Annotated in this window: 19 protein-coding genes and 1 pseudogene; 9 read left to right on the top strand and 11 right to left on the bottom strand. The window is 70.1% G+C overall.

Annotation, left to right across the window (positions count from 1 at the left end):
* The first annotated feature begins 83 nt into the window (after positions 1 to 83).
* On the top strand, positions 84 to 1,499 hold the full coding sequence (locus ACIRB1_RS35030) for a hypothetical protein (protein ID WP_403468286.1): 1,416 nt from the start codon (positions 84 to 86) through the stop codon (positions 1,497 to 1,499).
* Positions 1,500 to 1,538: 39 nt separating this feature from the next.
* On the opposite strand, the gene ACIRB1_RS35025 is transcribed toward ACIRB1_RS35030, so the two are convergent.
* The 9 genes and pseudogenes from ACIRB1_RS35025 to ACIRB1_RS34985 form a co-directional block, all read right to left on the bottom strand.
* Entirely contained in the window at positions 1,539 to 2,768 is a 1,230-nt protein-coding gene (locus tag ACIRB1_RS35025) for a cation:proton antiporter (RefSeq protein ID WP_403468285.1), read from the bottom strand.
* A 4-nt stretch (positions 2,769 to 2,772) separates the two neighbouring features.
* Positions 2,773 to 3,258, bottom strand: coding sequence for a cation:proton antiporter regulatory subunit (locus tag ACIRB1_RS35020; RefSeq protein WP_403468284.1), 486 nt, complete (start codon positions 3,256 to 3,258; stop codon positions 2,773 to 2,775).
* Positions 3,259 to 3,789: 531 nt separating this feature from the next.
* Positions 3,790 to 4,854, bottom strand: coding sequence for an enoyl-CoA hydratase/isomerase family protein (locus ACIRB1_RS35015; RefSeq protein ID WP_403468283.1), 1,065 nt, complete (start codon positions 4,852 to 4,854; stop codon positions 3,790 to 3,792).
* A pseudogene (locus tag ACIRB1_RS35010) lies at positions 4,851 to 5,020 on the bottom strand (acyl-CoA dehydrogenase family protein); the annotation flags it as partial. The pseudogene ACIRB1_RS35010 and the gene ACIRB1_RS35015, both read right to left, overlap by 4 nt.
* Before the next feature lie 170 nt (positions 5,021 to 5,190).
* The gene (locus ACIRB1_RS35005) at positions 5,191 to 5,505 is read right to left on the bottom strand and encodes a DUF4387 domain-containing protein (protein WP_403468282.1); all 315 of its coding nucleotides are present in this window, start codon (positions 5,503 to 5,505) and stop codon (positions 5,191 to 5,193) included.
* A gap of 4 nt (positions 5,506 to 5,509) precedes the next feature.
* Complete coding sequence (locus ACIRB1_RS35000) at positions 5,510 to 6,871, bottom strand: acyclic terpene utilization AtuA family protein (RefSeq protein WP_403468281.1); 1,362 nt, start codon at positions 6,869 to 6,871, stop codon at positions 5,510 to 5,512.
* 46 nt (positions 6,872 to 6,917) lie between these two features.
* Positions 6,918 to 8,213, bottom strand: a complete 1,296-nt coding sequence (locus tag ACIRB1_RS34995) for an MFS transporter (RefSeq protein WP_403468280.1) — start codon at positions 8,211 to 8,213, stop codon at positions 6,918 to 6,920.
* Positions 8,214 to 8,302: 89 nt separating this feature from the next.
* Positions 8,303 to 9,019, bottom strand: coding sequence for a GntR family transcriptional regulator (locus ACIRB1_RS34990; RefSeq protein WP_403468279.1), 717 nt, complete (start codon positions 9,017 to 9,019; stop codon positions 8,303 to 8,305).
* A gap of 256 nt (positions 9,020 to 9,275) precedes the next feature.
* Positions 9,276 to 10,301 (bottom strand): alcohol dehydrogenase catalytic domain-containing protein, encoded by a 1,026-nt coding sequence (locus ACIRB1_RS34985; protein WP_403468278.1) that lies wholly within the window; start codon positions 10,299 to 10,301, stop codon positions 9,276 to 9,278.
* A gap of 133 nt (positions 10,302 to 10,434) precedes the next feature.
* Between ACIRB1_RS34985 and ACIRB1_RS34980 the strand changes: the two genes are divergently transcribed.
* On the top strand, positions 10,435 to 11,319 hold the full coding sequence (locus ACIRB1_RS34980; protein WP_403468277.1) for a LysR family transcriptional regulator: 885 nt from the start codon (positions 10,435 to 10,437) through the stop codon (positions 11,317 to 11,319).
* Positions 11,320 to 11,416: 97 nt separating this feature from the next.
* Here the strand turns inward: ACIRB1_RS34980 and ACIRB1_RS34975 are convergent, their stop codons facing one another.
* Positions 11,417 to 11,887: a cytidine deaminase gene (locus tag ACIRB1_RS34975; protein ID WP_403468276.1), complete on the bottom strand. Its 471-nt coding sequence runs from the start codon at positions 11,885 to 11,887 to the stop codon at positions 11,417 to 11,419.
* 510 nt (positions 11,888 to 12,397) lie between these two features.
* Between ACIRB1_RS34975 and ACIRB1_RS34970 the strand changes: the two genes are divergently transcribed.
* From ACIRB1_RS34970 to ACIRB1_RS34950, 5 genes are all read left to right on the top strand, one after another.
* Complete coding sequence (locus tag ACIRB1_RS34970; protein WP_403468275.1) at positions 12,398 to 12,931, top strand: DinB family protein; 534 nt, start codon at positions 12,398 to 12,400, stop codon at positions 12,929 to 12,931.
* A 55-nt stretch (positions 12,932 to 12,986) separates the two neighbouring features.
* On the top strand, positions 12,987 to 13,769 hold the full coding sequence (locus ACIRB1_RS34965; RefSeq protein ID WP_403468274.1) for an SDR family NAD(P)-dependent oxidoreductase: 783 nt from the start codon (positions 12,987 to 12,989) through the stop codon (positions 13,767 to 13,769).
* Between the two features lie 49 nt (positions 13,770 to 13,818).
* A complete protein-coding gene (gene add, locus ACIRB1_RS34960) occupies positions 13,819 to 14,886 on the top strand; it encodes an adenosine deaminase (RefSeq protein ID WP_403468273.1) in 1,068 nt (355 codons plus the stop codon).
* A gap of 238 nt (positions 14,887 to 15,124) precedes the next feature.
* Positions 15,125 to 16,012, top strand: coding sequence for a helix-turn-helix domain-containing protein (locus ACIRB1_RS34955; RefSeq protein WP_403468272.1), 888 nt, complete (start codon positions 15,125 to 15,127; stop codon positions 16,010 to 16,012).
* 205 nt (positions 16,013 to 16,217) lie between these two features.
* Positions 16,218 to 17,213 carry an SMP-30/gluconolactonase/LRE family protein gene (locus ACIRB1_RS34950; protein ID WP_403468271.1) on the top strand — a complete coding sequence of 332 codons (996 nt, stop codon included), beginning with the start codon at positions 16,218 to 16,220 and terminating at the stop codon, positions 17,211 to 17,213.
* 91 nt (positions 17,214 to 17,304) lie between these two features.
* On the opposite strand, the gene ACIRB1_RS34945 is transcribed toward ACIRB1_RS34950, so the two are convergent.
* Positions 17,305 to 18,894, bottom strand: a complete 1,590-nt coding sequence (locus ACIRB1_RS34945) for a glycoside hydrolase family 32 protein (RefSeq protein ID WP_403468270.1) — start codon at positions 18,892 to 18,894, stop codon at positions 17,305 to 17,307.
* Positions 18,895 to 19,138: 244 nt separating this feature from the next.
* On the opposite strand from ACIRB1_RS34945, the gene ACIRB1_RS34940 reads away from it, so the two are divergent.
* Both ACIRB1_RS34940 and ACIRB1_RS34935 read left to right on the top strand, forming a co-directional pair.
* Positions 19,139 to 20,548: an extracellular solute-binding protein gene (locus tag ACIRB1_RS34940; RefSeq protein WP_403468269.1), complete on the top strand. Its 1,410-nt coding sequence runs from the start codon at positions 19,139 to 19,141 to the stop codon at positions 20,546 to 20,548.
* Complete coding sequence (locus ACIRB1_RS34935) at positions 20,545 to 21,495, top strand: carbohydrate ABC transporter permease (RefSeq protein ID WP_403468268.1); 951 nt, start codon at positions 20,545 to 20,547, stop codon at positions 21,493 to 21,495. The genes ACIRB1_RS34940 and ACIRB1_RS34935 overlap by 4 nt, the downstream gene beginning before the upstream one ends.
* Positions 21,496 to 21,503: the final 8 nt, after the last annotated feature.

Below are 21,503 nucleotides of genomic sequence, written 5' to 3'. Positions count from 1 at the left end.
AACGGGTTCACAAACCATGACGAAACCCTGACGTCCACTCCGGCGGCGGCTCCACCCGGCGCCCTCCGACCTAGCGTGTCGATGTGAACCGCGATCTTCTCCGCGACCGTCCCCGTGTCCGCCCCTCCGAAAGTCCCCATGACGTACCGGGCGACCGACGCGACCTCGTCCGCGACCTGGCCGCAGCCCTCGTCGCGGCCTTGCTCGTCCTGGTGGCCGTCCTGGTCGGCACCGCTGTCCAGCGCCGTGACCATTCGCTCTTCGTCCGCTGGCCACCCGTCTTCGCCCAGTGGGACCCGCACGTCGGCCCCGGCACCCCGGCGGCGCTCGCGGTCGCGGTCGCCGTTGTCGCCCACGGTCCCGCCCTCGCCGCCCGACTGCCCTGGCGGCCGCTGCTGTTCGCCGCCTGGGGCACCGCCATGGCCTGGACGTTCTCCCTGGCCCTGGTCGACGGCTGGCAGCTCGGCATCGCCGGACGGCTGACGACCACGAACGAATACCTCACGGTCATCGGCCGCTTCCACGACATTCCCGCCACCCTGCGCGACTTCACCCACCACATCCTCAGCCACTCCCCCGCCCCCTGGCCCGCGCACATCGCCGGGCATCCTCCCGCGGCCACCGTCACCTTCGTCCTCCTCGACCGGATCGGACTCGGCGGCGGCGCCTGGGCGGGCGTCTGGTGCATCACCGTCGGGGCGACCGCCGCCACCGCGGTCCTCGTCACCGTGCGCGTCCTCGCCGGCGAGGCACTCGCCCGCCGCGCCGCCCCCTTCCTCGTCCTCGCCCCGGCCGCCGTGTGGATGGGCACCTCGGCCGACGGCTACTTCGCGGCGGTCGCCGCCTGGTCCGTCGCCTTCCTCGCCCTCGCGGTCACGGGCAATCGGCCGCGCTCCGCCGGCCTCACCTCCGGCCTCCTCCTCGGCCTCACCGCGTACCTCTCCTACGGCCTGACCCTGTTCGCCGCGATCGCGGGCGCCGCGCTGCTGCTGGGCCACCGACGGCTTCGCCCGCTCCCGTACGTCGTCGCCGGACTCGCTGTCGTCCCCGCCGTGTTCACGCTCCTCGGCTTCAACTGGTGGGAGTCGTACCACCTGTTGATCACCCGCTACTACGAAGGCATCGGCGGGACCCGGCCCTACGGCTACTGGGTGTGGGCGAACCTGGCCTGCACCGCGCTGATCGTGGGCCCGGCGACGGTCGCGGGGCTGCGGCGGTCGGGCGCCGCGCCAGCACGTCCCGGCCTCCGGGACCTCCGGGGCGGTTTCCGTACGGCAGCGCCCGAACCCCGGCTCGCGCTGCTCGTGTTCGCCGCACTGCTCGCCCTTCTCGTCGCCGACCTCTCCGGCATGAGCAAGGCGGAGACGGAACGCATCTGGCTGCCGTTCGCGATGTGGCTGCTCCCCGCGTGCGCGTTCCTGCCCCGGCCCCGCGCCTGGCTCACGGCACAGGCCGTCCTGGCCCTGCTCCTCAACCACCTGCTGCTGACGGGCTGGTGACGATCGGGGGCAGGGCAACGGCCACCGAGCGGCACGGTTCTAGGCCACTTCGTACGGTTCCTCGGCCGCGTTCTGCGCCGCTCCTTGCGCGTCGGAGGCGGACGTGCCCCGCCGCCGCCCGGTCAGCAGCGTGGCCAGGGGCTCGGTGTACCGGGCGGTGAGCGGGCCGACGATGACCAGGATCAGCACGTACGCCGTCGCCAGAGGGCCGAGGGAGGGCTCGATACCGGCGGTGACGGCGAGTCCGGCGATGACGATGGAGAACTCGCCCCGGGCGACCAGCGTGCCGCCCGCGCGCCAGCGGCCCTTCGCCGAGATCCCGGCGCGCCGGGCCGCCCAGTAGCCCGTGGCGATCTTCGTGCCGGCGGTGACGACCGCCAGGGCGAGCGCGGGCAGCAGGACGGGCGGGATGCTCGCGGGGTCGGTGTGCAGGCCGAAGAAGACGAAGAACACGGCGGCGAACAGGTCCCGCAGCGGGGAGAGCAGGTTGTGTGCGCCCTCGGCGGCCTCGCCGGAGAGGGCGATGCCGACCAGGAACGCGCCCACGGCGGCGGAGACCTGGAGCTGCTGGGCGAGACCGGCGACCAGCAGGGTCAGGCCCAGGACGACCAGCAGCAGCTTCTCGGGGTCGTCGCTGGAGACGAAACGGGAGATGTGGCGGCCGTAGCGGACCGCGACGAGCAGGACGAGTGCCGCCGCGCCGAGCGCCACGGCCAGGGTGAGACTGCCCGCCGCGAGGCCCGTGCCGGCCAACAGGGCGGTGATGATCGGCAGGTAGACGGCCATGGAGAGGTCTTCCAGGACCAGGACGCTGAGGATGACAGGGGTCTCGCGGTTGCCGAGGCGGCCCAGGTCTCCGAGGACCTTGGCGATGACACCGGAGGAGGAGATCCACGTGACCCCGGCCAGTACCACCGCGGCGACGGGTCCCCAGCCGAGCAGCAGCGCCATGGCGGCACCGGGCAGGGCGTTGAGGGCGGCGTCGACGAGACCGGCGGTGTACTGGGTCTTGAGGTTGGAGACGAGATCGCTGGCCGAGTACTCCAGGCCCAGCATCAACAGCAGCAGGACGACGCCGATCTCGGCGCCGATGGCCACGAACTCCTCGCTGGTGCCCAGGGGCAACAGGCCGCCCTCGCCGAAGGCCAGCCCGGCCAGCAGATAGAGCGGTATCGGGGAGAACTGGAAACGCGCGGCGAACCGGCCCAGCAGCCCCAGTGCCAGGATGATCGCACCGAACTCGATCAGGAACCTCGCGGATGAATGCACCGGTTCACTCCCGCCCGAGTATCGCCGCGGCCGACTCGACGCCCTCGCGCGTGCCGATCACGATCAGAGTGTCCCCACCGGCCAGCCGGAAGTCCGGGGCCGGGGAAGGGATGGCCTCGGCCCGGCGCAGTACGGCCACGATCGAGACGCCGGTCTCGGTACGCATCCGGGTCTCGCCCAGCAGCCGCCCGTTCCAGTACGAGAGCACCGACAACTGCACGCGCTCCGCGACCAACCCCAGTTCCGTGGTGGACAGCAGACTCGGGCTGTGGTGCGAGGGCAGCAGGGCGTCGATGAGTGCCGTCGTCTCCCCCGCCGTCAGCCGTACCGACAGGGCACAGGCGTCCGGATCGTCCGTGCGGTACGCGTTCAGGGTGCGTTCGCCGTCCCGGTGCGCGACCACCGACACACGGCGCTGCTCACGTGTCGTCAGGTCGTAACGGACACCGATCCCCGGCAACGGCGTACTGCTCAAGCGTGGAGTACCCATGTGCTGTCTCCTTGTTCCTCTCTGACGATTAGGCCGGGGATCATGAATCACGATCTTCCGCAGACTTCCGAGACGGGTTCGGCGGTGGCTGGTGATGTGATGCGGGGTGGCGTGCCAGGTGCCCGCACCGTCCCCACCGGAGTCCCCGCGGGCCGCGACGCGCGCCGTCGACATCAAGGGCAGCCGGGAAATCAGTGGATGGCCGACGACGACCAGAGGGCGACGTCCGCCGACTGAGAAGAAGGAGGAGGCGGAGAGGGGCGCGGCCCCGGACACCATCACGAGCCCCATCGCTTACGCCCCCGATCGGAAGAGAGAGTGATCCCCTATTCGCCGACCAGGCTTCCCGGCACACCGATAGGAACCATACAGGTCCTTTACTCTGCTTTACCAGTTGTTGGTGATCGAGACCGGAGGCGGGAATTCTGCCGGATACCGGCAATCGGGACTCGCTGCCTCTCCCTGATCAGGCAACCCGGTCGGCCCTGCCGACCGCCTCGGCGGACAGCATGATGATCACCACGGTCCTGCTCACCGCGGGACCTCAGGGGTCTTGTCCGGTGAGGCGAGGCCGAGTTCGCGGTCGCCGAGGGGTGCGAAGAAGCGCTCGACGTCCGCGTCGGCGACCTCTTCGAGTGTGGGCGGTGACCAGTGCGGGTCGCGGTCCTTGTCGATGACCTGGGCGCGGATGCCCTCCACCAGGTCGGGGGCGGTCAGGGCGTGGCAGGAGACGCGGTACTCCTGATCCAACACGTTCTCCAGCGGGCCCAGTTGGCGGGCGCGGCGGAGCGCGGCGAGGGTGACCTTCAGCGCGGTGGGTGACTTGGTGAGCAGCATCTCGGCGGTCTGCTTCGCCGCGCTGTCGCCGTGGGCGAGGAGGCGTTCGATGATGCCCTCGACGGTAGGCGCCGGGTAGCAGTCGTCGATCCAGGCCTGGGCGAGGGCGAGTTCGCCGGGGGGCGCTTCTCGTGCGAATCGGCCGATGACCTCGCGTACCGGTGCGTCGGCGAGTGCGGTGAGCATTTCGGGCAGCGACTGCGAGGGTACGTAGTGGTCGGCGAGGTCGCATTGCAGGGCGTCGGCCGCGCCCAACTGGGCTCCGGTCAGGGCGAGATGGGTTCCCAGTTCGCCGGGAGCGCGGGCGAGGAGGTAGGTACCGTCGACGTCGGGCACGAAGCCGATGCCGGTCTCGGGCATGGCGACACGGGAGCGTTCGGTGACGATGCGGAAGCTGCCGTGCGCGGAGACGCCGACGCCGCCGCCCATGACGATGCCGTCCATGACGGCGACGTAGGGCTTCGGGTAGCGGGCGATGCGGGCGTTGAGCCGGTACTCGTCGCGCCAGAAGGCGGCCGACGCCGAGCCGTCGCCGTCGCGGGCGTCGTCATGGATGGCGCGGATGTCGCCGCCCGCGCACAAGCCCCGTTCTCCGGCGCCGGTGATGACGACGGTCTCGACAACTGGATCGAGTTCCCAGCGGGTGAGTGCCTCGTCGATGCGGAGCACCATGTCGTGGGTGAGGGCGTTGATGGCCTTGGGCCGGTTGAGGGTGATGTGGGCGGCCCGGCCCGTGGTGTGGAACGTGACGTCGGTCATCCGAATCCCTCCGTCAGGCCGCGGGCCACGATGACGCGCATGATCTCGTTGGTTCCTTCCAGGATCTGGCGGACCCGCAGGTCGCGGACGATCTCCTCGATACCGTATGCCCTCGGACAGCCGTGGCCGCCGTGCGGCTGGAGGCGCGGTCGGCGACGGAGCAGCCGGCCGCCGAACGCCTCCCTGCGGCGAGGTGGACGAGGCTGCGTGTGAGTGCGGAACACGGCCGGGTGAGGCGGGGCTGTCCCGTGAGCGTGAGGGCGGTGCGGGCGAAGGTGGGCCGGCAGGTCTTCGTATTCGGCTTCGGCGTATTCGGCTTCGGCTTCCGCGCTCTTGTCAGGCTGGGTCGATGTCCATGTCCATGAGGGGGGCGTACTGCTGGCCGGCGTAGCAGTCGGTGTCGTGAAGGCTGCCCTGGACCGTGGGCCGCGGGAGGGAGACCTTGACGGCCAGGGCCAGGGGGTGGTTGACGACGAGGATGTCCTGGGGGTCGGTGTCGAAGAGGGTGGCGAAGAGGTTCTCGTTCAGGAAGCCGGTGGCGACGAGCGCGTCGTAGGCGTGCTGGTCGTGGCACATGAAGTCGAAGGTGAGGGTGAAGGGGCCGGCGTTCTTGGAGCGGACCAGGGAGCAGTGGTCGAGCAGGGTGGCCATGGGGTTACAGCTCCTCGCTGGTGGTGCGGAACAGTTCGGTCGGGGTGACGCCGGTGGCGACGTGGTTGAGGGCGAAGCGGTACAGCGCGCCGCGGTCCGTCTCGGGCGGTGAGTAGGGGTAGGCGAGGGTGGAGACCAGGCCGTCGTACTGGGCGATGGGCAGGTGGCTGCTGGCGTGGGCGACGAACGTGGCGATCGCGTGGGCGGTCTCCTGGTCGGGAGCGGTGACGGTGATCAGGACACCGAGTTCGCGGGGCGTCAGCGGGTCGGGTTCACTGCCGGCAAGGACCGCTCCGGCGCCGTAGAGGCGGTAGTCGATGTCGATGTCGGCGGGGTCCACGGTGCCGTTGAAGACGTCGAGGATCTTGGCGTCGAAGTACTGCTGGGCCATCGGCAGGAGCTTGGGGAGGGCGTCGATGACGACGCGGTCGCGGACGCCACCGAAGATGACGGTCTGGTAGCCGACGAGTTCGGCGCCTTCGAGCTTGTTGGTGTAGCCGTCGGCCGGGATGTAGCGGGCGCCGCGTACCCGGACGGTCCGTTCGTCGACCGCCTCGTAGGTGGCGTCGGTGGTGTCCAGGACTCCGGAGGGTTCGGCGATGCGGAACGGGTCGGCGTTCTCGTACAGGGTGTGCGCGGCGACCGACCGCGGGGTCAGCCGGCTGCCGGTGGCCAGGGTGGTGACGTCGAAGTGGTCGTCCCGCAGTGTGGCGAGGAGTCCGTTGGCGGACGGTGGGATCGCGCAGGCGGCGCCGCACTCGACGGTCTTGGCCATGTGCCAGGTCAGCCCGGGGTCGGCGCCCTTCAGCTGGGGCAGGGCCGCGAACAGGGCGGTGTCACTGGCCCGTCCGGCGAGGATGACATCGCAGTCGTCGGCGAGGGCTTCCTGGATGGGTTCGACGCCCATCATCGCGACGGTGTGGCCGCGCTCGAACAGGTCCCGGTCGATTTCCGGTGCGTGGGCGAGCGGCCGGATGCGGTCGGCGTCGTAGAGGTCCTGGAGGCGGCCGGCGGGCTGGTCGGAGTAGATCAGGCCGAGCTTGAAATGCAGGTTCTCCTCGGCTGCGACGGTGCGGGCGATGTCGGCGACCCAGTCGACTCCGGCATCCCGGCCGGAGGTGCCGCAGGAACCGATGATCAACGGTACGCCCAGCCGGTCACGGGCCTTCAGGAGGAGGCGCAGATCGCGTGTGACGGCTTGGGCGGACAGCTTCGGGGTGCCGGAGCCCAGGGCGGCAGGGCCCGAGTCGGTCGATCCCGCGTCGCAGGCGATCACGTCCGGGTGGGCCGCGACGCCGCGTTCGAAGGCGTCGGCGTCGAATCCGGCGCCGAGGGCTCCGGTGGGGGCCAGGATGCGGATTTCCATGGGGTGGTGCCTTCCGATGCGCGTTCTGGAGCGGGGTGTCGAGGAGTCAGGCGGCCGTGCGGTCGGGGACTCGGCGGGCCAGGCGGGTGAAGACAGCGAAGGTGATGCCGGCGAACACGGCGGCGTTCAGGAGCATGTAGCGCCAGCTGGTGAGGTCGATCGTGGTGCCGAGGATGGCCGGGCCGAGGGCCATGCCGGAGGCCGAGGCGATCGTGTAGAGGGCGGTGTAGGTGCCCAGCACCTTGTGGGTCGGGGCCAGCTTCCACAGGGCGACCAGCGCGTTGACCGCGAACGAGGCGTACCCGAGGGAGGAGAGGATCATCGACGCGATGGTGCCGGGCACGCTGGGCCAGGCGAATCCGACGAGCAGTCCGGCGATGAAGAGGGCGACGCCGTGACGCATGGCGCGCAGTTGCCCGAGCCGGTTGGAGAGGTAGGCGATCGGCAGTACGCAGACGAGGAAGGCGACGGCGCCGGGCAGGGTCAGTCCGCCGGCCTCGCCTCGGGTCAGGCCGAGCACCTGTGTGCCGTAGGGGGTCATGAGCGAGCGCAGTGCCGACCACATGCCGGCGAAGCAGAAGATGCCGACCATCAGCAGCAGGGTGGGGGTGGACGGGGAGCGCAGCGCGTCCTTGAGGACGGCCCAGGGGGTGGTGAACTCGCGTTCGCCCTCGGTCTGTTCCTCGGTCTGATCCTCGGGGAGTGCGGCGTCGCGGTGGTGGCGTCCCAGGAAGGCCCAGGACAGTCCCAGCATGGTCAGCATCAGCAGCGGTGGGATGGCGAAGGCGAGGTGGAGGCTGCGGTCGACGACGAGCAGGCTGATCAGCGAGGACACGACGATGGTGAGGCTGACGCCCGCCTTGATGAAGCCCTGGGCCTTGCTGCGGTTGCCTGGTGTGACGTAGTCGGAGATGAGGGTTTCGGTGACGCCTTTGAACGCGTTGGCGATCGCCGCGAACCCCACGACGCAGGCGAGCAGGGCGGGCAGGTTCGTCGCCCAGGGGATGAGGGCGAACGGCACGGTGGCGATGACCGCGCCGACCAGCACGATGGGCCATCGGCCGGTACGGCGGCGGGCGAGTCCGTCGGAGTAGAACCCGACCCAGGGTTGGGTGAAGATGCCCCAGGAGTGGTCCAGGCCCATGACCAGTCCGATCACGCCCGCGGAGGAGAAGTAGTGCCGCAGCTGCTCGGGGACCTGGGCGTCGTAGAAGTTCCAGACCGCCTCCTGGGCGAAGACGGCCAAGGCCACCCACAGCACCGCGCCGCGGTTCAGGCGCTCGCCCGTGGCGGGGGCCGATGTCGGGGCCGCGCTGGGGGCGGGCGGGGAATCGGGCATCATGGCGACTCCTGTGCTACATGCTATAGCAATAGGCATGCCCGTGCCGTCGGACGCGTCCCAGCGCCGGGTGACGGACAGGCAGCTGAGGGTCAGGTACTGGAGAGCTGGACCAGGGCGGCGCGGTGGTGTCGTGCGGCAAGTTCCTCAGCTCGGCTCTCGTCCCGTTCGAGGAGGGCGTCCAGCAGGTAGCGGTGCTCGCGATAGCGGGCACGGAAGGCGTCGCCCCGCTCGGGCACGATCTTGAGGGTGAGATCGAGCCGTTCCTCGTCGCTGAAGGCGCGGGCCTGGGCCAGCAGTCCTTCCAGGACGGGGTTGCCGACGCACGCCTCCACCTGTTGGTGGAAGAGGCGCAGCTTGTGGAATACGGCCGTCAACTGGTCCGCGACATCGGCTTCCTGGCCGCGCTCGGCGACGGTCTCCTCGACGTCGGCCACGATCAGGTCGGTCTGCGCGAGCAGCGAGACCAGGTCCGTGAGCTGTTCGGCCGTGGCGTTGCGGGCGGCCAGGCGGGCCATGAGCGCGGAGAGGCGGACCTCGGCCTCCACGATCTCGGAACGGGCGGCCCTGGAGTGGTCGGCGATCCGCAGGGCGCGCGGGCCCGCCCGCTCGACGACCTTCTCGTGCACCAGTTGGCGCAGCGCTTCGCGGATCGGGGTGGGACTCACCCCCAGCCGGGCGGCGAGATCACGTTCGGTGATCTTCTCGCCCGGCCGAAGGACGCCCTCACGGATCGCGTTCCGCAACTGCTGGTAGGCCTGGTCGGCCAGCGACATGGTCTCCATGGGGCCGAGGGCGTCGGTGCTCATGCGGCCAGAATGCCTCCTGCTATAGCAAACAGTCAATGTCCGTTTCCCGCATCGCGGTCCGCGTCCTGATGCGGTCGTCGGCGCGTGAGAGGAGCAGGCACGTCGTCGCGTAGGTCCTTCGTGGGTCCTTCGTGGGTCCTTCGGCTCCCGGGCGGATCGTGCGCGCGAGCATTTCGGCGAAGTCGACGGGTGCCCAAGGAGTTGCTGCGTGCCAGGCAGTCGACGGGTACAGGGAGTCGACGGGTGACAAGGAAGGTCACTCGCCGCCCGCGTCCAGCACGATGCGGAAACGCGGCGCTCCGGCGCGCAGCCGGGTCACCGCGTCGCCGGCTTGTTCCAGCGGCATGCGCTCGATCATGGGACGGATGTCGTGGGCGACGGCGAACTCCATGGCCTGCTCCGTCTCCTGTGCGCTTCCGGTGAGGTGGCCGGTGACGGTGTGGGCGTTCATGACCAGCTGGGCTACTGGGACGGTGAGCGAGCCCGCGTCGACTCCGACCAGGGTGAGCTGCCCATGGGTGTTCAGCCCGGTGAGCAGTTCATTCACCGGGGCGGTGGAGGAGGCGGTGTAGACGATGAGGTCGGCGCCGCCGATTTCCTTCAGGGCGGCTCCGGGGGCGTGCGCATCGCTGTCGATGTAGTGCCGGGCGCCGAGAGCCCGGCTGAGCGGCCCGCGTTCCGCTCCACGGGCTATGGCGACGGCCTCGTAGCCGAGGCCGGCCGCGAACTGCAGGGCGAGATGCCCCAGCCCGCCGATGCCGAACACGGCGACCCGTCCCCCGGCACGGACGCGTGCCGCGCGCACGGCGTTGAAGGTGGTCACGCCGGCACAGCCGAAGGGGGCCGCGTCGAACAGGTCGAGCTCGTCGGGGACACGTGCGAGGGCGTCGGCGGGCACCGTGATGCTCTGGGCCCACCCGCCGGGGTAGGACAGCCCGGGAACCTTGCGTTCAGGACAGTGGACGACGTCACCTGTCCGGCAGAACGAGCAGTGCCCGCAGCTGCCGCCGAACCAGCCGACGGCGACCCGGTCCCCGACCGACCAGCCCTCCACCTGATCACCCACCTCGGCGATGACACCGGCTGCCTCATGCCCCGGGGTGACCGGGAAGGCGGTGCCCGGGCCGGTGGCCGCGGCGGTGGCGATGTCGGCGTTGCACACACCGCTCGCGGTGACCGACACGCGCACCCACCGGGCGGCGGGCGGAGCGGGTGTCCCGATGGATGAGCGCACAACCCCCCGAGGCTCGTTCACGACCATCGTCACAGAGGTGTCCGACATGGCCCTCACCCCTTTCCCTGAGCTGTCCGCGCCTATAGGAGATGCTTATGCTGGATCAGCACGGCTCTCACCGTAGGCACTGGCTGAGTGGCCCGGTGGGAGACATCAGTGAATGCGGCGATAAGGAACGGCTATGGCGGAACGCGTGAACCTCGAAGGGCTCCGGTACGCGCACGCGGTCGCCGAGACCAAGTCCTTCAGCGCCGCCGCCAGGGCGTACGGCGTCACCCAGCCCGCCCTGTCCAATGGCATCGCCAAGCTGGAGGAACGTCTGGGCGACAGGCTCTTCGACCGCTCGCCGCGAGGGGTCACCCAGACCGCCTTCGGCGCCCGCATCCTGCCGCTGATCAGACAGGCTCTGGTCGCCCTGGACGCGGTCACCGTCGAAGCAAGGCGGCTCACCGAACCCGGCGCGCAGAAGATCCGGATGGGTCTCTCCCCGCTGATCAGCTCCTCGCTGGTCACCCGGGCCTTCAGCATGGTGCGCGAACTGCCGGCCCCGCGCGACCTCGTGCTGCGCGAGGCCGACATGCAGGAGCTGCGAGACGGTCTGCGGGCCGACCGGCTCGACATCATCCTGATCCCCGCCGTGCGCGCGATGCCGCGCTTCGAGCACCGGGTCATCGATGTCGAACCGGTCGTCGTCATCACCCCCGACCCCGAGGTGACCGCCCCTCTCGAACTCGAGGAGGCAGGATCGGAACAGTTCATCCTCGTCCCCGACACCTGCGGCCTGACCACGTTCACCGCCCAGCTCTTCCAGTCGCACGAGATGCCACTGCGGGCTTATCCGGGCGAGGCGGCCAGCTATCAGGTCCTGGAGGACTGGACCCGACTGGGTCTGGGATCGGCCATGGTCCCCCGCTCCAAACTCACCTCACCCGACGTCCCCCACCGGCATTTGACGGACCAGGGCCGTGAGGTGCAGATCTCCTTCGAGGCGGTCTGGAGCGCCGAATCCCCGCTCGGCGCCGACCTGGTCCGCCTGGCCGACGGGCTGGCAGCCGCCCGTCGCTGACACAGTCGTAGCGACAGTTGGGGCCTTCTCCGGATTCAGCGAGGGCAGGCGCCCTGCCGGACCCGCGTGCGGTGGGCTTCGCGTGCCACGCGCACGGTCAGGCCGACGACGGCAGATCCTCCGCGCTGAACGGCAGGGGCAGCAGCGCGGAGATGCCGACCCGGTAGATCCGCGACAGAGTCAGGTCCGCGCACAGCACGGTCACGTTCCGCCGGGGCGCGCCGGTGACATCGAAGATGCGCTGCCGGCATCCGCCGCACGGGGTGACGGGCCGCCCTGGTCCCGTCTTCCGCGGGTCGCCTCCCACCACGGCGATCGCGTCGAAGTCACGGACTCCGGCGGTGACGGCGGCGGACAGCGCCGCGGCCTCGGCACACACGCCGAGCGGGAACGAGGACGACTCGAAGAACGTCCCCGTGTAGCACTCCCCGTCGGTGGCCCGCACGGCTGCTCCGACGTGGAAGCGCGACACGGGATTAAGGGCCCGCGGAGCGACCTCGCGAGCCCGCTCCAGCAGACGAGTCTCCGCCCGGGTCAGGTCACTCGCGGACACGGTGGGATCGAGCATGCGAGGACCTTCGCTTCCAATCGGGTGGGAACCGGCACGCGTGGCTGATCAGCGTACGAGACCGCAGGGGGTGGCACCGGCCCGTCCTCGGCGGCGCTTGACCGTCGGTCACGGCGATAACCGCGGCCTATGGGCCGATTCAGCGTGATCGTCTACCGGATCTCGGACCGAGTGCCTAAGTTGCCAGGCAGAGGATGGACCCCCCACCTCGCTTCGTCTCCACCGCACGAGAGGGACATAGCCATGGCATATCCCGGGATCGCGCCGCAGGTGGGTCCGGCCGACCCGGCCACCGCCACGGAAGTCCCCACCAGGGACGAGAGCCCGTTTCATGGACGAGAACTTCCCTGCCGGGGGCGCCCTGGGCTACGTCCAGGCGTTTGACCCTCCGGCCTCGTAGGGCTGCCGGTCGGCTTCCCCTCGTCACCGGTGGCCGCCGCTGTGCCGCCCGATGTCCGGGCTTCGAGCCCGGGCATGCATCCCGTCTCCTCATCACCGACTGGCGGAGCCATGTACGAACTGTATCGACTGCTGCGCGAATACGACCGCGCCCGCGCCCACACCGACGCCCTCTGGAAGGACCTCACCGCCGACGAGGTGACCTGGCGCCCGACCGAGAACTCCAGCGCCATCGGCTGGCACCTGGGCCACCAGGCCCACGTGGCCCATTTCATGATCCGCAACCTCACGGCGGCCGAGCCCAGCCCCGATCCCGAACTGGACGGCCTCATGGACTCGGCGAACCCGGAGCAGTTCCGCGGTGCGCTGCCCACGGTCCGACGGCTCACCACCTTCCGCGACACCGTCGCCGAGCGCGTCCACGCACGCATGGGCGCCATCGCCGCCGGGCAGGTCGGCGCACCCGACCAAATGACCATCGTCGGCGGCCACTTGCTGACCGCGCTCATCAACCACGAGTACCAGCACGACCAGTGGATCAGCGAGGTACGTGCCGACGCTCTCGGCCACGCCCTCCCGCCCGACCCCGCCGCCGACGGGCTGAGCCGCGTCGACGGCTACCTGGTCCTCACCCCGTACGTCTGATCACCGCACCGCACACCCCGTCCCCCGCCGGCACCCTCGCCATCCGGAGCACCACATGTCCAGCACCACCCTCGACTTCACCGGTCACAAGGTCATCGTCATCGGCGGTACCAGCGGCATCGGCCGGGCCGTCGCCCGCATGGTCGCCGAAGGAGGCGGCGGCGCGGTCGTCACCGGCCGCTCGCGGGCGAGCGCCGACGAGGCCGCCTCCGCGCTGTCCGTGCACGGCCACGCCGTCGGGCTGGCGGCCGACCTGATCGACCCGGCGGCCGTCGAGCGGCTGCGCGAGACCCTCACCGAACAGCACGCGGACGCCACCCTCCTGGTCAACGCGGCCGGGGTCTTCGCCCCCAAGCCCTTCCTGGAGAACACGGACGCCGACTACGACCGCTACCAGGCCATCAACCGCGCCTTCTTCTTCCTCACCCAGACCGTTGCCGCCAACATGGTCACCCGCGGCACGAAGGGTTCCGTCGTCAACATCGGCTCCATGTGGGCGCACCAGGCCGTCGCCGCCACCCCCTCCTCGGCGTACTCGATGGCCAAGGCCGGGCTCCACTCGCTCACCCAGCACCTCGCCATGGAACTCGCCCCGCACGGTATCCGTGTCAACGCGGTGGCCCCCGCCGTCGTACGCACCTCGATCTACGAGGAGTTCATCCCCCGGCAGGATGTCGACTCCGCACTCGACGGCTTCAACACCTTCCACCCGCTCGGCCGGACCGGCACCCCCGACGACGTCGCCGCCACCGTCGCGTTCCTTCTGTCCGACCGGACAGACTGGGTCACCGGCGCCGTCTGGGATGTCGACGGCGGTGTCATGGCCGGCCGCAACTGACGTCCTCCCGCCCACGGCCCGCCCGTCTCGGCAGAAAGGGACTCGCCCCGTGAACAGCGACGACCCCGCACAGCACCGCGCGGCACCGGGCGCCCTCGACGCCGGGACACTGCGGTTCTGCCGGGATCTGCCGAAGGTCGAACTCCATGTCCACCTGGAGGGATGCCTCGAACCCGACCTCCTGATGACGCTGGCCCGGCGCAACAACGTCGCCGTGCCGTGGAAGACGGCCGGCCAACTCCGCGCCGCCTACCGCTTCGAGAACCTCTCCTCATTCCTTGAGCTGTACTTCGCCGGCTGCCAAGTACTGTGCACCCGGCAGGACTTCCACGACCTCACGACCGCCTACCTGGAGCGCGCACACGCGGAAGGCGTCGTGCACTCCGAGATCTTCCTCGGTCCGCAGAGCTTCACGGCTCGCGGTATTGCCACAAGTGCCGTCCTGGACGGCGTGCTCGACGCCATCTCGGACGCGCGGGAACGGTCCGGGATCAGCGCTTCCCTCCTGGTGAGCGCACACCGCCACCGCAGCGAGAAGGACGCCTTCGAGCTTCTGGACAGCGTCGCGCCGTGGGCCGACCGGATCGCCGGATTCGGCCTGGGGGGCGCGGAGATCGGAAACCCGCCGGAGAAGTTCACCCGCTACTTCGCGGAACTTCGACGGCAGCGCTTCAAGACGTGCGTCCATGCCGGTGAGGAGGGCCCCGCCGCATACGTACGCCAGGCGTTCGAACTCCTGGAGGCCGACCGCATCGACCACGGCGTCGCGATTCTCGATGACGAGCGCCTGGTCCGTGACGTCGCGGCCGCCGAAACGCCGCTCACCGTGTGCCCCACGTCGAACGCGAGGCTGAACGTCGTACCGTCCCTGCGCGCCCACCCGTTGCCGGCCATGCTGTCGATGGGCCTGAACGTCTCGCTGCACTCGGATGACCCCGCCTATTTCGAGTCCTACCTCACCGACACGTGCGCCTCGACCGCGGCCCACCTCGGCCTCGATCGACCCACCCTCGCCCACCTGGCCGCCAACGCGATCCGTTCGGCCTTCCTGCCGCCGGCCGCACGACAGGTGTTCCTCGACCGTCTTGAGACGAAGGTGAAGCAGCAGCTTCCCTAGAAGCCGTCCAGGTGAAGGCCACCTTGTCGCCCGGGTTCGGTGGGAAGTCGAGGAAAGCGGTCGTGATCGGGACGGCACCGAGCGACGCGCGCCGCCGCCAACTCGGAGGCCGACGCGGGGTGTCTGCCCATCGGCGTGCGGCTCGCGTCCCGGTGGTACAAGGTGGGAGCCGGACCGGCCGGTGCCTATCCACAGTTGGGGCAGGCTGTGCTGTTCGAGTCGACCCATACTCGGATCCATGACCGGAAAATCGCAGCTCGGGGACTTCCTGCAAGCGCGGCGCTCCCAACTGCGTCCTGAGGATGTCGGGATGCCCACCTACGGGGACCTTCGGCGTGTGCCGGGTCTTCGGCGCGAGGAGCTGGCGCTGCTGGCGGGTGTGAGCGTCTCCTACTACACGCGGCTCGAACAGGGGCAGTCACTGAGCGCCTCGCCCGAGGTGCTGGACGCGATCGCCGGAGCGCTGCGGCTGGACGAGTCCGAGCGGCGGTACCTGCACGACCTGACCCAGGTGGACAGGCCGCGCACCCGGGGTCGGCGTCCCGCGCCGGAGCGGGTGACGGAGGCGGCGGCTCAGCTGATGGAGGTGCTGGCGGACGTTCCCGCGATCGTGCTCGGCCGGCGCGGTGACGTGCTGGCGTGGAATCGCCTGGGGCACGCGCTGTTCGCCGGGCACCTGGACCCGCACGCACCGGATCTGGCGGCCCGGCGTCCCAACATGGCCAGGCTGGTGTTCCTCGACAGTCACACCCGCGACCTGTACTCGGACTGGGCGAGCAAGGCCAGGGCAGTGGTGGGGAATCTGCGCCTGGTGGCGGCCGAGCATCCGCAGGACACCGCGTTGCACGCGCTGCTGGGTGAACTGAGCGCGAAAAGCGGCGAGTTCGCCTCGATGTGGGCCGACCATCGGGTCAAGGCGTGCGCCGTCGCCACCTACGAGATGCGGCACCCGCTGGTGGGTCCTCTGACCGTCCTTCAGCAGACCCTGAGCCACGGGCCGGGCCCCACCATCGTCGTCGCCACCACTGAGGCGGGCTCGGCCTCCCGGGCCGCGCTGACCCTGCTCGCCCAGAGCACCGTCGCGGCCGACCCGGCGCGGACGGAGTCCCGGGTGAGCATTGCCTGAACCCCCACCACGCCACCACGCCACCACGCCACCGCGCGCTCGGCCGGCGCCTGCGAGCACCCGTCCACCCGTCCATCCGGGTACGGGCGACGGCCGGCCGCCGCCCGTCCACCCGGGGCCGTACGCCCCCGGCAGAACCCGCACACCCACCCGAACCATGCGTCGGCGCGTCGCCGCCGCATGCCCGAAAACCCATGAAGGAACCATGTTCAAGAAGCTCGCCACACGCGCGCTCTCCACGCCCGCGCTCTCCACACCCGCGCTGTCCGCGGCCCTCCTCGTCGCGGCCACCGCCGCGGCGCTCACGCCGGCCTCGGCCTCGGCGGTCTCCGCCCCGCTGAGCCATGCGCGGATCACCACACACTTCGACCTGGCCAAGGGCCAGACGCCGGAGAACATCGCCCTGGCACCGGACGGCGCCGCGTACGTCACCCTCGCCGCGGGCCGTCAGATCGCCGAGATCTCGCCCAAGGGCACCATCCGGGTCCTGGCCACCCTGCCCGAGCCGGCCGACGGCGGAGTCCACACCCCGGTCCTGGGCTTCCCCCTGACCGTCGGCATCGTCCGGGCCCACGACGGCACCCTGTACTTCCTCTACGCCACCGGCACCTCCGACCTCACCGGCGTGTGGCGCCTGCGCCCCGGCGGCGAACCCGAGCGCATCGCCGCGCTGCCCGCCGACGGCCTTCCCAACGGCCTGGCGCTGGACGCGAGCACCCACACCCTCTACGTCACCGACTCGGTGCTGGGCACCATCTGGAGCGTGCCCACCACCGGCGGCACCCCCACTGCCTGGTCCACCGCACCCGAACTGGCCTCCACCGGGTTTCTCGGAGCCAACGGTCTGAAGATCCACCGAGGGGCGGTCTGGGCCACCAACCTCGACAAGGGCACGATCCTGCGCATCCCCATCCGTCATGACGGGCGCGCCGGTGCGGTCCGGACCGAGGCCACCGGCCTGACCGGGATCGACGACTTCGCCTTCACCGGCCACGGAGACCAGTTGCTGGCCGCCCTCAACGGCCCCAGCGAGATCGCGCTCGTCCGGCCCGACGGCAGCCACTCCATCGTGCTGACCCAGGCCGACGGACTACAGAACCCCACGTCCGTCGCCCTGCGCGGCGACACCGTCTATGTGCTGAGCGCCGCCTACGTCACCGCCAAGGATCCCAACCTCCTCCGCGCCCACCTGGACGACTGAGCGGTCCGAGGGAAGCAGGGGGCTCCGGGCAGGCCCGTCGCCGGTCCACCGGCGACGGGCCGAGCGACCACCTCCACCCGACACCTCGACCTCACACCGAGAACTCCCGTATCACCGTGTTCCGGAACACCGCGCTGCCGTCGATCGTGAACAGCGCCAGCCCGGTGTCCAGCAGATACGGAAACACCTGACTGGTGTGCACATAGCGGCCGTCGTCGACGAACATCTCCACGGACGTGCGGTCCACCAGGATGCGCAGCTTGACCGTGCCGGCGGACGGGTCGAACGGGGTGTGGCTCTCCTGCAACTTGCCGGACGTGTCGGCGTTCACGGTGTTGCGTCGGTTGAGGAAGGCGTAGTCGGCGTAGATCCCGGCGTCGATGTGCCGGCCGCCGCTGGGTGAGCGCCTCAACTGGAGTCCGGCGCCGGTGAGTTGGGACCAGGTGATCTCGGTCGTCACCTCGTAGGAGATGCCCTTGTAGTCGAGCACCTTCGTGCCGTTCACGGTCACGTCGCCCAGGTTCACCGTGCGGGAGACATGCGCGTCGAGGCCGGCGACGGGCCGGGAGACGAGGTGGTACGTGCCGTCGGACGCCCTCGTCAGGGTGATCTCGCGGACGACGGAGTCGGTGCCGTTGAAGCCGTCGCAGTCGATGGTGGGGGTGGTGTCGGCGTAGTCCCAGTTGTTCACCCAGCCGAGCGCGTACCGGGCGGCCGCGTCCACCGCGCCGCTCGCGTCCCGCTTCTCGAAGGTGACGGCGCCGTACCAGTCCCAGCCGTGGTCGAGCCACTGCGGGTCGCCGGTGTCGGCGGTGAAGGCGCTGCCGTCGAAGGAACCCGTCCAGTAGGCGTAGGTGTTGGGCAGCCCCGAGCTCTTCCCGTTGGCGCTCACGCCGAGCACCCATTTCACGGTGCCGTCACTCGCCGTGATGCGGAACAGGTCGGGGCACTCCAGGACGCCGATGCCGTCGTGGACGAAACCGTTCGCGTACGTCCAGGACTTGAGGTCGTCGGAGTGGTAGAAACCGACCTTGTCGTTCTCGGCGAGGGCCATCACCCAGCGGCCCCGGTCCTCGTCGCGGATCACCTTGGGGTCGCGGAAGTCGGCGACGCCGGGGTTCGGCAGGACGGGGGCGGTCCCGTGGTTGGTGAAGGTGAGACCGTCGTCGGTGGAGTAGTACAGGAACTGCTCCTGGTGGTCGGTGCCGCCGCCGGGGGACATGGTGACGATGACGACGACCGCGCCCGCGCCGAACCCGGCCGTGTTGCCCGTGTCGACGACCGCCGATCCCGACCAGAGATCGCCGTTGACCGTGGTGTCCTTGGGCACGGCGACCCCGCGGTCGGTGAAGGAGACCAGGTCCTTGGTGGTGGCCAGGCGCCACGCGGTGCCGACGACGCCGCTGAAGTAGTCGGCGTTGTAGAGGTAGTAGTAGTGGTACTCGCCGTCGATCCAGACGGGTCGCTGCGGGTCGTTCTTCCACTGGTCGGGGACCGTGAAGTGGTAGGCGGCCCGGTAACTCGCCCCGCTCGCGGCCGAGTTGGGCTTCTTCTCGGTCTTGCCTCCGGGTCTGGGCTTCGGGGCGGCCGTGGCCGTTCCGGTGGACAGCAGCGCGGCTGCGGTGCCCGCCGCCGATCCCGCGAACAGTGATCTCCTGGAAAGTCCCGACGTTCCGGGCATGACGCATCGTTCCTCTCGTGGCGGCCCGTGACGGCGCGCGGCAGCCCATGAGGGCGCATGGCGGCTCGTCACGCACGCGAGTGCGGCTCACAGTGCGGAGAGTGGGCGAAAAATCGGCTCGTGTGAACGAGGACTGTAGACCTAACTCGTTAAAGGTCAAGCGTTCCCGACCCTTGACAGGTCCGCGCCCCCGTTCCCATCATCTGGGTCATCAGCCCTGAACTAACACGAGTTAGGCCCGTCGATGACTGACTCGCACCTCCCCCGCCGCACCTTGCTGCGGTACGGCGCGTACGGGGCCGGAGCAGCCGCCCTGGCCGGTACCGCCGCGTCCTGGGACCGGCTCACCGGAGCCGACATCCCCGGCCGCGACGACGGCTCCCTCGTCGTCGCCACCCTCGGCTCCGCCTTCGACCCGGCCACCGTCGACGCCCTCACCAAGGGCTTCCACCGCCTCCATCCCGACATCCCGCTGCGGGTGAACGCGGTGCAGGCCGTCGACTGGTCGGACTTCTTCGCGAAGATCCTCACCCAGATCGCCGCGGGCACCGCGCCCGACCTGGTGTATGTGGCCACCGAGGGCGTGCAGTTGTTCGCCCGGCAGCTCGGCGTGCCCCTCGACCGCTGGGTGCGGCGCGACGCGACGGAGCTGCGTGAGTACTTCGCCGACGTCCACCCCTCGCTGGTGGAGTCGATGATGTACGAGGGCAAGCTCTACCAGCTGCCCATGGAATTCAACGCCGCCGACATGTACCTGAACAAGCAGGTGCTGAAGCGGGCCGGCGCGGACTTCCCGGCGGCCGACTGGAGCCGCGACGACTTCACCGCGCTGCTGCGGCAGCTGAAGCGTGGCGGCGGCTCGCACTTCACGCCGTACTTCTGGACCAACCGCCTGTGGGGCGGCGTGGTGCCCTGGCTCTTCGCGAACGGCACGAACCTGCTGAAGGAGTCGAAGGCACCCGGCGGCTCCTGGCTGTGGGACACCTTCTACCCGGCCGCCGACCGGCAGGGGCGCGGCGGCGGCTTCCGCTGGACGACCCCGCAGGCCACCGCCGGCCGGGTCGAGGAGGCGTACGACTATCTCGCCTCCCTCGTCCAGGAGAACCTGTGCACCCGGCCCGAGGGCGGCAACGGCAGCAACCTGGTCGGCGTGTTCTCCACCGGCCGCGTCGGTGTCACTCCGGCGGGCGGCTTCTGGGCGGGCGGCCTCCACCTGGCCGGCATGCGGGCCGGCGACTACGACGTGCAGTACTTCCCGCGCTGGCGCGCCCAGCGCCACCAGTTCGGCGCCGCGGGGTACGCGCTGCTGCGCACCTCGAAGAAGCAGGAAGCCGCCTGGGAGTTCATCAAGTACGCGGCCCGCAAGGACACCATGACCCGGCTGTTCCGGAGCAACCAGACCACCCCTGCCCGGCGTTCGATGCTGAACGCCGCCCGCTACGCCGGGAGCGGCCCGGCGCACTGGCAGGTCTTCTACGACACCCTCGACCGGTTCCCCGACACCGGCCCGATCCCCGCGCCGCCGCAGGTCGCCGAGGTGACCGACGTCCTGCTCAAGTACACCGGCACCGCGCTGGCCTCGCCGCGTGCGGTGGGTCCCGCGCTGCGCCGGATGCAGGGCGACCTGGAGCAGGCCATGGAGCGTGAGGTATGACGAACACCCAGATCCCGGCCGTACGACCGCGGGCCGCCGCACCACCCGCCGCCGCCGTGCGGCCGTCCGTACGCGACCGGGGCGCCCGGCTGCTGGCCACGCTGTTCCTGGCGCCCACGGTCGTCGGCATCGTCGTCTTCACGGTGGTGCCGATCGTCGGGTCCGTCGTGCTGAGCCTGTTCCACTGGAACGTGATCGACCCGCCCCGTTTCGCCGGCGGCGCCAACTACCGCACGACGTTCACGGATTCGACCGTCCTGGTCTCCTTCCGCAACACGCTCGTCTTCATGGTCCTCGCGGTCACGCTGCAACTGCTGATCGCGCTGTCGCTCGCGCTCGCGCTGAACGGGCGGATGCCGGTGTGGCTGCGGTCGCTGTTCCGTTCGGCGTTCTTCTTCCCGCTGGTGCTGTCCGCCGCGTCCATCTCGGTGGTGATGAAGTACCTGTTCAACCAGGACTTCGGGGTGGTGAACTGGCTGATCGGCCTGGTCGGCGTCGCGCCCGTGCCCTGGCTGACCTCGGAGCACGCGGCGATGGCCACGGTGATCCTGGTCTACGTCTGGCAGCAGTTCGGCTTCTCGTTCCTGCTGTTCATCGGTGGTCTGAACAACATCCCCAAGGAGATCCACGAGGCCGCCGCCCTCGACGGCGCGACCGGTCTGCGCAAGCACCTCGGCATCACGCTGCCGCTGCTGTCGCCGACGCTGCTCGTCGCGTCGGTGGTCGGCATCATCAACGCCCTCCAGGTCTTCGAACAGCCCTACGTCCTCACCGACGGAGGCCCGGGCGACGCCACCCGCACCGTGGTGATGGTGATCTACGAAAGGGCCTTCGAGCAGCTCGACTTCGGCGAGGCGTCCGCGGTGGGCGTGCTGCTCTTCGCGCTGATCATGGCGGTCACCGCCCTCCAGTTCCGGCTCAGCCGGCGTTTCGTCCACTACCAGTGAGCCGGTGA

The organism is Streptomyces sp. NPDC096013 (assembly GCF_044763565.1).
Taxonomy (GTDB): Bacteria; Actinomycetota; Actinomycetes; order Streptomycetales; family Streptomycetaceae; genus Streptomyces.
Note: the sequence above shows the minus strand (reverse complement) of the source record. Positions and strands in the feature narration are given on the sequence as shown.

Bases quoted from the DNA above. Each gene is read 5' to 3' on its own strand.
- ACIRB1_RS35020 (WP_403468284.1), bottom strand. From the start codon at position 3,258: ATGGGTACTCCACGCTTGAGCAGTACGCCGTTGCCGGGGATCGGTGTC.
- ACIRB1_RS35015 (WP_403468283.1), bottom strand. From the start codon at position 4,854: ATGACCGACGTCACGTTCCACACCACGGGCCGGGCCGCCCACATCACC.
- ACIRB1_RS35005 (WP_403468282.1), bottom strand. From the start codon at position 5,505: ATGGCCACCCTGCTCGACCACTGCTCCCTGGTCCGCTCCAAGAACGCC.
- ACIRB1_RS35000 (WP_403468281.1), bottom strand. From the start codon at position 6,871: ATGGAAATCCGCATCCTGGCCCCCACCGGAGCCCTCGGCGCCGGATTC.
- ACIRB1_RS34995 (WP_403468280.1), bottom strand. From the start codon at position 8,213: ATGATGCCCGATTCCCCGCCCGCCCCCAGCGCGGCCCCGACATCGGCC.
- ACIRB1_RS34990 (WP_403468279.1), bottom strand. From the start codon at position 9,019: ATGAGCACCGACGCCCTCGGCCCCATGGAGACCATGTCGCTGGCCGAC.
- ACIRB1_RS34985 (WP_403468278.1), bottom strand. From the start codon at position 10,301: ATGTCGGACACCTCTGTGACGATGGTCGTGAACGAGCCTCGGGGGGTT.
- ACIRB1_RS34980 (WP_403468277.1), top strand. From the start codon at position 10,435: ATGGCGGAACGCGTGAACCTCGAAGGGCTCCGGTACGCGCACGCGGTC.
- ACIRB1_RS34975 (WP_403468276.1), bottom strand. From the start codon at position 11,887: ATGCTCGATCCCACCGTGTCCGCGAGTGACCTGACCCGGGCGGAGACT.
- ACIRB1_RS34970 (WP_403468275.1), top strand. From the start codon at position 12,398: ATGTACGAACTGTATCGACTGCTGCGCGAATACGACCGCGCCCGCGCC.
- ACIRB1_RS34965 (WP_403468274.1), top strand. From the start codon at position 12,987: ATGTCCAGCACCACCCTCGACTTCACCGGTCACAAGGTCATCGTCATC.
- ACIRB1_RS34955 (WP_403468272.1), top strand. From the start codon at position 15,125: ATGACCGGAAAATCGCAGCTCGGGGACTTCCTGCAAGCGCGGCGCTCC.
- ACIRB1_RS34950 (WP_403468271.1), top strand. From the start codon at position 16,218: ATGTTCAAGAAGCTCGCCACACGCGCGCTCTCCACGCCCGCGCTCTCC.
- ACIRB1_RS34945 (WP_403468270.1), bottom strand. From the start codon at position 18,894: ATGCCCGGAACGTCGGGACTTTCCAGGAGATCACTGTTCGCGGGATCG.
- ACIRB1_RS34940 (WP_403468269.1), top strand. From the start codon at position 19,139: ATGACTGACTCGCACCTCCCCCGCCGCACCTTGCTGCGGTACGGCGCG.
- ACIRB1_RS34935 (WP_403468268.1), top strand. From the start codon at position 20,545: ATGACGAACACCCAGATCCCGGCCGTACGACCGCGGGCCGCCGCACCA.